General features: G+C 74.1%; 3 protein-coding genes and 1 pseudogene (1 of these 4 only partly in view). 3 read left to right on the top strand and 1 reads right to left on the bottom strand.

The annotated features are described in order from the left end of the window. Positions 1-322 (bottom strand): annotated as a pseudogene (locus STRAU_RS42995) (hypothetical protein); the annotation flags it as partial. A gap of 43 nt (positions 323-365) precedes the next feature. Between STRAU_RS42995 and STRAU_RS17185 the strand changes: the two are divergent. The 3 genes in view from STRAU_RS17185 to STRAU_RS41500 are tightly spaced (each overlapping or abutting the next) and all read left to right on the top strand, a layout consistent with a single transcriptional unit that may run on beyond the window. Next, positions 366-4,457: a beta-ketoacyl synthase N-terminal-like domain-containing protein gene (locus STRAU_RS17185; protein ID WP_016641616.1), complete on the top strand. Its 4,092-nt coding sequence runs from the start codon at positions 366-368 to the stop codon at positions 4,455-4,457. Beyond that, positions 4,457-7,084 (top strand): beta-ketoacyl synthase N-terminal-like domain-containing protein, encoded by a 2,628-nt coding sequence (locus STRAU_RS17180; protein ID WP_052029128.1) that lies wholly within the window; start codon positions 4,457-4,459, stop codon positions 7,082-7,084. The genes STRAU_RS17185 and STRAU_RS17180 overlap by 1 nt, the downstream gene beginning before the upstream one ends. Then, on the top strand, positions 7,081-11,535 hold the 5' end (the start) of the coding sequence (locus tag STRAU_RS41500) for a non-ribosomal peptide synthetase (protein ID WP_016641614.1). Its footprint extends 17,922 nt past the window's final position; the window shows 4,455 of its 22,377 coding nt (coding positions 1-4,455); the start codon lies at positions 7,081-7,083; its stop codon lies beyond the right edge, outside the window. Before STRAU_RS17180 ends, STRAU_RS41500 begins: the two co-directional genes overlap by 4 nt.

Raw genomic sequence — 11,535 nt, 5'->3', positions numbered from 1 at the left:
GGTTCCCGCCCCCCTCGCGCCCGCCCCGCTCACGGAGGGCGGCGCCGCGCCGCGCACCACTCTCTTCCTGACCAAGCGGTGGCGCCCGGCCCCGCCCGTCGCCGACGGGCCCCGGCCCGCCGACACCCTCGTCCTGCACGACCACGCCACTCGCCGGCTCGCGGCGGAGATCGCCGAACTCGTCGACGGAGCCGTGCTCGTGGCGGTGACCGACCCGGGTGCGGACGCCCTCCTCGCCCGGCGCGCCGCGTCCTGCTCGGCCCTGATCGACCTCACCGGCATGGGCGACGCCGCCTCGGCCGGGGGGAATCGACCGGATCACGGAACACAGCGCCGCCGGTCGTGCCCTCACGCTGCTGCGGCAGGTGCTCGACGCCAAGGCGTCGCGGGACATCCGGCTGCTGTTCGTGACGCGGGGCCTGGAAACCGTCGAACGCCGGGAAACCGCCGAGGACCTGGCAGCCGCCGAGGGCCCGGACAGCGCCGGGGCCGGCGCGGGCCTCGCGGGCCGCGTCCCCCTGACCGGGGCCGCGCGCGCCGCGCTCTACCGGCTGCTCCAGAGCGAGTACCGGGGCCTCACCTCGTGCCACCTGGACCTGGACCCCGCCGTACGCGACACCGCCGACCTCGCCGCCGTCATCGAGCGGGAGCTGCTGGACGCCGGGAACGCGCCGGAGGTCTGCCACCGTGGCGGCACCCGGCTCACCCCCGTGCTCGCCGAGGCCCCGGCCGGAGCGGCCGCCCGTCGCACCCGGCCCGCCGAGCCCGCCCGGGACACCTTCGCCGCCGACGAGGTGCTGCTGGTGACCGGCGGCACCCGTGGCATCGGCCTGCTCTGCGCCCAGCACCTCGTCGCCCACCACGGCGTACGGCGCCTCGTCCTGACGGGCCGTGAGGCCCTGCCGCCACGCCACCTGTGGTCGGACCCGGACGCCTGCCCGCCCGCCGTGCGGGCGAAGACCGACGCCGTCGCCGCGCTGGAGGCGCGGGGTGTCGAGGTGCGGGTGCTCGCGCTGCCGCTGGACGACGCCGACGAGGTGGCCGCGGCCGTCGCGACGATCGAGTCGACGCTCGGGCCGATCGCGGGGGTGCTGCACGCGGCCGGGCTCGTCGACACGCAGAACCCCGCGTTCGTCCGCAAGCCGCTGCCGGATGTCGCCCGTGTCGTCTCACCCAAGATCGACGGCACCGTGAACCTGCTCACGGCGCTGGACGCCCGGGCCCTGCGCTTCGCCGTCCTGTTCTCCTCGGTCTCCGCCGCCGTACCCACGCTCGGCGCCGGACAGAGCGACTACGCCATGGGCAACGCCTTCATGGACTACTTCGCCCAGGCGTACGCCCACGAACTGCCCGTCACCAGCGTCCAGTGGCCGAGCTGGCGGGAGACCGGCTTCGGCGAGGTGACGAACAAGGCGTACACCGACACCGGTCTGCTCACCATCACGGACAGCGAGGGACTGACTCTGCTCGACGAGATCCTGGCCGCCGCCCATGGCCCCGTGGTCATGCCGGTCCGCGTCGACCCGGACCGCTTCGACGCGGCCGCTCTCCTGGACGCCCGTCCCGCGGCCGCCGCGCCGCAGGCGCGCGCCATCGCCATCGCCATCGCCACCGCCACTGCCGACGCATCGGCTTCGGCATCGGCTCCGGCTCCGGTATCGACACCGGCTCCGGCTCCGCAGGATGCCGAGTCCGCGTCCGACTCCCTCGCGGCACGGCTCGCCGCGTTCCTCAGCGCCACCTTCAGCAGTGAACTCGGCCTCAAGCCGGGGCAGTTGGACGACGAGACCTCGTACGCCGACTACGGCGCCGACTCCATCCTGCTCGCGCAGATCCTCCAGCGCGTCCGGCAGCATCTCGACGTACCCCTCGACCCCTCGGTGCTCCTGGAGTACCCGACGCTGAGCGAACTCGTCGAGTGGCTGATCGCCGCCCACCCGGACGCGGTCGCCGCGCGATTCGGCGCACAGCCGGAGCCGGAGCCGGAGCCGGCGCCAGGGCCGGGGCCCGTACCGGAGGCGAGGCAGAGCCAGGCACAGGACGACGACACGGACCGCGCCGGAGACAGCCGTGACACCGCGTCCGTCGCGGTGATCGGCATGGCCTGCCGCCTCCCCGGCGCTCCCGACCTGGACGCCTACTGGCAGCTGCTGTCCGAGGGGTGCCGCGCCGTGCGCGAGGTGCCCGCCGAACGCTGGGGCAGGGCCACGGGCTTCCGCGCCGGCCTCGTCGACGACGTGCACGGATTCGACGCCGGACACTTCCTGCTGCACGCCGAGGACGTCCGGGCCATGGACCCGCAGGCGCTGGTCCTCCTGGAGGAGAGCCTGAAGGCCGTGCACCACGCGGGCTACCGGACGGCCGACCTCGACGGCACCCGCACGGGCGTGTACGTGGGTGCCCGCAGCCGCCCGGGGGCCGACGAGGCGCTGGTGGGCGCGGCCCGCAACCCGATCATGACGGTGGGTCAGAACTACCTGGCGGCCAACGTCTCCCAGTTCTTCAACTGGCACGGCCCCGCCATGGTCATGGACACCGCCTGCTCGTCCGCGCTCACCGCGATGAAGGTCGCCACCGACGCGCTCGCCGCCGGCACGGTCGACCTGGCGCTGGTCGCCGGCGTCAGCCTGCTCGCCGACCCGGAGGCGCACGAGCTGTTCCGAAGCCGTGGACTGCTGCGCGAGGACGGCGAGTTCCACATCTTCGACCGGCGCGCGGGCGGCGTCGTCCTCGGCGAGGGCGCGGGCGTGGCCCTGCTCAAGCCGCTGGCCGACGCCGAACGCGACGGCGACACGGTCTACGCGGTCATCGAGGGCGTCGCCCTCAACAACGACGGGCGCACGGCCGGACCCGCGACGCCCAACCTCGCCGCCCAGAAGCGGGTCATGCGCGAGGCGCTCCGACAGGCCGGATGCCCGCCGCACAAGGTGGGCCACCTGGACGTCAACGGCTCCGGATCGGAACTGACGGACCTCCTTGAGCTCAAGGCGGTCGACGCGGTGTACGGGGCGGACCGGGCCGCGCCGCTCGGCCTCGGCTCGATGAAGCCCAACATCGGCCACCCGCTGTGCGCCGAGGGCATCGCCGCCTTCCTCAAGGTGGCGCTCATGGTGCACCACCAGCGGACCGTGCCGTTCCTCTCGGGCGAGCGGCCCATGGAGCACTTCACCATCGACCCCGCCGTGCTGTCCCTGCCCCGGCGGGCGGAACCGGTGGACCTGGAGTACGCGGCGGTGAGCAGCTTCGCCGACGGCGGCACCAACGGACACGTCGTCCTGCGCCGGCCCGCGACGCCCGAGGCGGGCCGGGAGCGCCGTGGCCCGGTGCCGCTGCCGCCGCTGGACCGCCGTGACGTACGCACCGGCGCACCCGTCGGCGCCACGGAACCACGGGTGTGGACGCGGACCCTGGACGCCCGCGACGCCGTCGTGGACGGGCACCGCGTCTACGGGAGGCGGCTGCTGCCCGGACTCGCCTGGATCGACCTCCTCTACGGCTGCTGCGCCGACCTGACGCCGGACGAGCCCGTCACCGGACTCGGGCTGCGCGACCTGTCCATCTACCGGCCGCTGGCCGTGGACGCCGACAGCGCGGTGCGGCTCCGTGTCGAGGCCGCCCCCACGGCTGCGGGGGAGTGGCGGATCACGGTCACGGACGCGGAGCGCGGCGACGGCGCGGGCGCCGAGCCGTATGTGACGGCCGAAGTGTTCCGGACGGACGCCGCCGCGGGCTTCGAGGAGACTGTTCCCGCCGACGTCCTGGACGCACTCCGCGGTACCGGGGCGGACACGCGTGACCTCAAGGAGGTCTACCGGAGCTTCCGTTCCCAGGAACTCGTCCACACCGGCACGATGAAGGCCCTCGGCGCGGTGCACACCACGTTCGACGCGATCTGGGTGCGGGTGGCGGTCGACGAGTCCTCGGCGGAGGCCGGGACGGCGGAGCACCTCTTCCACCCGGCACTGATCGACGGCAGCGCGGTGGCCGCGAGCGAGGTGGCCCTGGGCGGCGAGCCGCGCCTGTTCCTGCCGCTGTGCTACGCGTCGTTCCGGGCCACGGAGACGCTGGGCCGTGCCTGCTACACGCGGGTGTCGCGGGCTGGGATCACGCGCGGGGACGAACTGCTCACCTTCGGGATGGAGTTCTTCGACGTCCACGGACGCAAGGTGGGCGAACTGACGGGGCTCACCACCAAGGCGGTGCGCGACGCCGGGCACATCGATCCGGCACGAGCCGTCGATCCCGTACGGGACACGGCACCGGCGCTGGTGGCCGCGTCGAGCGCCGAAGCGGTGTCCGAAGCCGTACCCGCCGACGGGATCGAAGCACTCGTCCGCTCGGTGGTCGCCGGTCCGCTCGGCGTTCCCGCCGACCAGGTCGACACGGGCGCGAGCTACTACGCCCTGGGCCTGGACTCCGCGGGGAGCGGCTCGGCGCCAGGCTGTCGCCGACGGTGATGTTCGAGCACGCCACGGTGACGGCGCTGGCCGCGCACCTGGCACGCGAACACGCCGCGGCGCCGTCGGCACCCGTGACGGCCGGGAAGGCATCCGCGACGGCCGGGACGGCACCCGGGACGGCCGGGACCGCTACGGCTCCAGAGACCCCGGCACCGGACGTCGCCGCACCCGAGGGCCCCGAGACAGCGCTCCCCGCGCGCGTTGCGGTGCCCGCGCGGACCCCCGCCGGCCAGGACATCGCGATCGTCGGCCTCAGCGGTCGCTACCCGAAGGCGCGCGGCATCGCGGAGTTCTGGGAGAACCTGAAGTCCGGGCGCGACTGCGTCGGGCAGGTCCCGGAGAGCCGCTGGCCGCGCGACACGTTCGCGGCCGGGCGCACCCCGGCGGGAGGCGGGACGTCCGCCTGGGGCGGCTTCCTCGACGACCCGGACTGCTTCGACGCGGAGTTCTTCGGCGTGCCCGCAGCCGAGGCGGCTCAACTCGACCCCCAGGAACGGCTGTTCCTCGAAGTGTGCTGGGAGGCGGTCGAGGACGCCGGATACACCCCCGCGGGTCTGTCCGGGACCGGCGAGCCCGGTCCGCGCCGGTCCGTCGGGGTCTTCGCCGGAGTCATGCACAAGGACTACGTCCTGGTGCAGCACGACGCGGCGGACGGCGACGGAACGAGCCCGCCCGCGCCGCTGGCCCTGAACGCGGCGGCCGTCGCCAACCGCGTCTCCCACTTCTGCGACTTCCGCGGCCCGTCCCTCGCGGTCGACACCGTGTGCGCGTCGTCGCTGAGCGCGGTGCACCTGGCGGTGGAGAGCCTGCGGCGCGGCGAGTGCGACGCGGCCCTCGCGGGCGGCGTGAACCTCTCGCTGCACCCGGCCAAGTACCGCACGTACAGCGCGCTCGGCCTGCTGGCCGACGCGGCGCCCGCGCGCTCCTTCGGCGCCGGCGGCGACGGTTACGTGGCCGCGGAAGGCGTCGGCGCGGTCCTCCTGAAGCCGTTGGATCGCGCGCTGGCCGACGGCGACGCGGTGTACGCCGTCATCAAGGGCACCGCCGTCAACCACTCCGGGCGCACCCCCGGAATGCGGGTGCCGTCCGTCGCCGCCCAGGCGGAACTGATCGAGGGCTGTTTGGAGCGCGCCGGGATCGACCCCGCGACGATCGGCTACCTCGAAGCCCACGGCACCGGCACCGAGATCGGTGACCTGATCGAGGTCCAGGGGCTGCGCCGGGCGTTCGAGAAGCACACGGACGCCAAGGGGTTCTGTGCCCTCGGCTCGGTCAAGTCGGCCATCGGGCACGCCGAGGCCGCCGCCGGGATCAGCGGGCTCACCAAGGCGGTCCTCCAACTGCACCACCGGACGCTGACGCCGCTGGTGGGCGACGGAACGCCCAACCCGTACCTGGACCTCGACGGCTCGCCGTTCCGCCTCCAGACGGCACTCCAGGAGTGGACCGGCGACACCACGCGTCCCGGCACGCCCCGCCGCGCCGGAGTGAGCGCGTTCGGCGCCACGGGCACCAACGCCCACGTCGTCCTGGAGGAAGCACCGAAGGCGGCGGAACCCGCCCTCGGCGACGACGCGACGGGCCCCGTGCTCGTGCCGCTGTCGGCGACGGACGGGGAACGGCTGCGGGCCTGCGCGGAGCGGCTGCTGCGGTTCCTCGAGACCAAGGAGGGCGCCGCGCTCGCCCCGGCGGCACTGGCCCACACGCTCCAGACCGGACGGGTCGCGCTGGCCGAGCGCGCGGTCGTCCTCGCCCACGACCTGGACGACATCCGCGAGGGCCTGGAGGCACTGGTCCACGGCGGCGGCACGGGCGACGCCGGGGTGCGGGTGTGGCGCGGGCGCGTCGCCGAACAGGCCGTCGAGGCAAGCCTGTTGGACGAGGACGACGTCCGCGCCGACCTCGTCGCCCGGTGGGTGGCGCAGGGCAAGTGGGGCAAGATCGCCGAACTGTGGCTCGGCGGCCACGACATCGACTGGCACGCCCTGCGCGGCGGAGCGGCACCGCGGCGCGTGCACCTGCCCACGTATCCCTTCGCCAAGCGGCGGCACTGGGTCACGACGGCACCCGGGCGCGGCACCGAGCGGCCGGACCGCCCGTCCGTCACGGAGCCGGGCCGCCCCGCCACCACGGAGTGGCGTATCGCGCCGCAAGGCGCCGAGGTGCCCGCCGGGGCGCGTCAGTCCGGCCTCCCGGCCGAGGAGAAGGCCCGCCGCTACCTGCGAGGGCTGGTCGCCGACCGCGTGGGGCGGCCCGCACGCGAGATAGGCCCGCACCAGGGCCTGATCGAGCTCGGCCTGACGTCGCTCGGGGCCGTCGGCCTCTCCAAGGATCTGGCGGCGACGGTCGCACCCGGGTTCGTACCCAGCGCGCTGTTCGAGCACGGCACCGTCGCGGAGCTCGCCGCGCACCTGGCGGACCGATGGCCCGAAGGACTGGCGCGGCTGGTTCCGGACCGCCCCGCAGTTTTGGCGGCGGACCGGCCCACCGCCGACGCGGCGGAACAGCGGACCCCTCAGGAGGCCGAGCCCGGCGTCCTGGACGTGCTGGAGCGCCTGCGGACCGGCGCCCTGCACCTCGACGACGCCATCGCGCTCATCGACGAAGAGAGTTACGGGAAGTGAAGCACGAGCTCAGCGCCCTCATCGCGGACTACCGGGCGGGCAAGGTCGACGCCCGCCAGGTCGGCGACCTCCTGCGCGAACTGCGTGACCCCGGGCAGGATTCGGCGCCGGGGGACGCTCCGTCGGCGACGGCCGCCGACGTGCGCCCCGCTACGGGCGCCGAGGCGCGCACCTGCCCGCTCTCCGAGGGCCAGCGCGGCCTGTGGGCCCTCCAGCGGGCGTACCCGGACATGACCGCGTACAACGTGCCGCTGTGCTTCCGCGTCGCCGGCCTGGACGTGCCGGCCTTCGAGGAGGCATGCCGGGCACTGCTGCTGCGGCACCCCGTGCTGAGCACGGTGATCCACCAGGAGGGGGACGAGCCGTCCCAGTCCGTCGACCCGCTGCGCGCCCTCGACTTCGCCCGCGTCGACCTCACGCACACCGCCGACGAGGGCGCGGCTCTCGCGGTCGCCGAACGCGCGAGCAAGCGGGTGTTCACGCTGGGTGGGGCCTCCGGGCGCGACGGCGACGGTCTGTTCCGGGTGCGGGTCTTCGACCGCCCCGGCGGTGAGTCGCTCGTCCTGGTCGTCGTCCACCACATCGTCTTCGACGGCACGTCCGCCGCACTCCTGATGAGCACGCTGTTCGAGGAGTACGAGACGCTGGTCGCCGGCACGCCGGGGAACCGCCCGGCCCCCGCCCCCGACCCCGAAGGGGCGGCGGGATTCCACGACTTCGTGCGCGCGGAACGGCGGACGCTGGCCGAGCGCGGCGCCGCGCTGCTGCCGTACTGGCGGGACCGCCTCGCCGCGCCGCTGCCCGTCCTCGCGCTGCCCGCGGACCGACCGCACACGGCCCTCGACGACCGTTTCGCCGGGCACACCCTCGTGACCGAGGTGCCCGCCGAACTGGCCGCCCGTGTGACCGAGTTCGCCGCCGGGCGCCGGGCCTTCGCGTCCACGGCGATGCTCACCGCGTACGCGGCGACACTGGCGACGTACTCCGCCGCCGACGAACTGGTCGTCGGGATGCCCGTGAACGAGCGGGACGGCGAGGCTCTCGCCCGCACCATGGGCCTGATGATCAACATGGTGCCGGTGCGCGTCGCGCTCCCGGCCGAGACGCCCTTCGAGCAACTCGTCACCCGGGCCCAGCGCGACGTCTCCGACGACCTGCTGCACGGCTACCCCTTCCCCGCGCTGGTGCGGGAGCTGGCGCCGGACACCCCGGCCGGGCGTTCCCCGCTGTTCCAGACGGCGTTCGTCTACCAGGACGTCCTAGACGGCATCACAGCGCCCGACCGGCCCTACCGGCTCGTCGAGGAACTGCACCAGGAAGGCGAGTACGAACTCTCCCTGGAGGTGTGGCGCAGCGGCGCGGGTCACACCCTGTACTGGAAGTACCAGCCCGAGCTGTACAGCCGCTCCTTCGTCGAGGAACTCGCGGCGCGCTTCCTGGACGTCCTGACCGCCGTGTGCGACGCCCCGCGCACCACCGTCGCCGCGCTGCGGCAACGGACCGGTGAACCCTGCGTGCACGACCTCGTCGAGGCGGCGGCGCGCCGGACCCCGGACGCCGTCGCGGTCGCGGGCCAGGAGGAGGTCCTGACGTACGAGGCGCTCAGCGCCCGCAGTGACGCCGTCGCCGCCCTCCTCGTGGCCCGCGGGGTGCGCCGCGGCGACCTGGTCGCGGTGCTGCTCGACCGGTCCGCCGAGATGGTCGCGGTGCTGCTCGGCGTCCTCAAGGCGGGCGCGGCCTACGTCCCGCTCGACCCGGAACTGCCCGCCGCCCGGCTCACGGACATCGTGACGGACAGCGGCACCCCGCTGATCGTGACGCAGGCACGGCACGCGGCCCGCGCCGGGGACCTGGCGGACGCGCGCGGCGGCGGTGCGGCCCTGCTGGTGCTCGACGAGGAGCGGGACGCCCTCGCGTCGGCCGCGGGCTCCGGCCTGGTCGCCGTTCCCGTGGCCGCCGACGACCTGGCGTACGTCATCTACACCTCCGGCAGCACCGGCCGCCCCAAGGGCGTGATGATCCCGCACCGGGGCTTCACCAACCTCCTGGACTCGCTGCGGCGCGAGCCCGGCATGGACGCGGCGGACACTCTCTTCGCCGTCACCACCATCAGCTTCGACATGGCGCAGGTCGAACTGTTCCTGCCGCTGGTGTGCGGGGCCCGTGTCCACGTCTGCGACAGTCCGACGCTCAAGGACGTCGACCGGCTCAAGGAGCACCTCGGGCGGGTGCGGCCCACGGTGATGCAGGCGACCCCGGCGACGTGGAGCATGCTGTTCCACTCGGGCTGGCGCAACCCCGACGGCGCCCGGGCCTTCTGCGGCGGCGAGGCGCTGCCGCGGACGCTCAAGGAGTTCTTCCGCGACACCGGGACCGAGGCATGGAACCTGTACGGCCCCACGGAGACCACGGTGTACGCGACGGGCGGACGCGTCCGCCACGACCGGCCGACGACGATCGGCAGGCCGGTCGCGCACACCCAGGTCCACATCCTCGACGAACAGCTGCGTCCGGTGCCGCACGGCGCCACCGGTGAACTGTGCGTCGCGGGCAAGGGCCTCGCGAAGGGCTACGTCAACCGGCCCGACCTGACCGCGGAGAAGTTCGTCGACCACGACCTGGTGCCCGGCGGCAAGCTCTACCGCACCGGGGACCTGGCCCGCTGGACCGACGACGGCGAGATCGACTACCTGGGCCGCAAGGACTTCCAGGTGAAGATCCGCGGTTACCGCATCGAACTGGGCGACATCGAATACCACTTGGGCCGCCACCAGGACGTCGCCGAGTGCGCCGTCGTCGCACGGGGCGAGGACGGCGCCAAGCAGCTCGTCGCCTACTACGTGCCGCGCGGCGCCGGCGCCCGCGCCGACGCCTTCAAGGAACACCTGCGCGCCCTGCTGCCCGCCTACATGATTCCGGACTTCTATATTCCGCTCGATGCCGTCCCACTGACGGGCAGCGGCAAGGTCGACCGCACCGCCCTGACGCGCCGTGAGGTGTCCGCCGCCGCCCCCGCCCCGGCCGCGCCCCCCGAGCGGGCCGCACGCCCGTCCCGCGACGTCGAGCGCGAAGTCCTCGCCTGCTGGCAGGAGGTCCTGAAGGTCCGGGACCTCGCCCCGACCGCCTCCTTCTTCGAGTCCGGTGGCAACTCGCTGTCGGCCGTGATCCTCGCGGACCTCATCAGCCGCCGGCTCGGGGTGCCGTTCGCGGCCGCCGACCTGTTCAAGTACGCCACCGCGGCCGACGTCGCCGCGTACGTGCGGCACCAGGCACCGGACCACGCGGAGGAGGTGGACCACGAGGCTCCGGAGCCCGCCGCGTCCGCTCCCGCGCAGACGCAGACGCAGACGCAGAGGCAGGCGCAGGCGCAGGCGCAGGCGCAGGCGCCGGAGTCCGCGTCCCTGCCCGAGGACGCCGTCGCCGTCGTCGGCATCTCCTGCCGCTTCCCCGACGCCCGCGACCACTGGGAGTTCTGGGAGAACCTCAAGCGCGGCCACGAGGCCGCCGGGCGCTGGACCGAGACGGAGCTGCGCGCTGCGGGCGTGCCCGAACACGTCCTGCGCGACCCCGGCTTCGTGCCGCTGCGCTCCGCCCTCGACGGCAAGGACGAGTTCGACGGCGCGTTCTTCCGGCTCTCCCCGCAGCACGTCGAGCTGATGGACCCGCAGTTCCGTCAGGTCCTGCTGCACGCGTGGAAGGCCGTCGAGGACGCGGGCCGCGACCACCGGGAGATCCCCAGCACCGGGGTGTACGTCTCCACCGGCAACCACCACTACGGCGCGCCGGACGACACCGGAGAGACGCCCGCCGCGGTGATCGAGGACCCCCGGCAGTACCTGTCGTGGGTGATGAGCCAGAGCGGCACCGTCGCCTCCATGGTCTCCTACCAGCTCGGCTTCGGCGGCCCGAGCATGTCCGTGCACTCCAACTGCTCCTCCTCGCTGAGCGCCCTCGCCCTCGCCGCCCAGGCCGTGCGGACCGGTGAGACGGACTTCGCGCTGGTGGCGGCGGCCTCGGCGAACAGCACCGACGGTCTCGGCTACGTCCATCAGGCGGGTCTCAACCTCTCCGGGGACGGACGCGTCAAGGCGTTCGACGCGGATGCCGACGGCATGGCGGGCGGCGAGGGAGTGGTGGCCCTGCTCATCCGCCGCGCCGCCGACGCCGTCGCCGACGGCGACCACATCTACGGACTGCTGCGCGGCATCGCCACGAACAACGACGGCGGCGCCACCGGCTTCTACAGCCCCAGCGTCAACGGCCAGTCCCGCCTCGTCCGGCAGGTCCTGGACCGCACCGGCGTCGACCCCCGCACCATCGGCTACGTCGAGGCCCACGGCACCGGTACCAAGCTCGGCGACCCCGTGGAGGTCGCCGCGCTCACCGAGACCTACCGAGCCTTCACCGACGACACCGGCTACTGCGGCATCGGCTCCGTGAAGACCAACCTC

The sequence above is a fragment of the Streptomyces aurantiacus JA 4570 genome, assembly GCF_000414115.1.
GTDB classification, from domain to species: domain Bacteria; phylum Actinomycetota; class Actinomycetes; order Streptomycetales; family Streptomycetaceae; genus Streptomyces; species Streptomyces aurantiacus_A.
Note: the sequence above shows the minus strand (reverse complement) of the source record. Positions and strands in the feature narration are given on the sequence as shown.

What these genes read in the sequence shown, in the direction of transcription:
- STRAU_RS17180 (WP_052029128.1), top strand. Translation starts at nt 4,457, where the DNA reads ATGTTCGAGCACGCCACGGTGACGGCGCTGGCCGCGCACCTGGCACGC.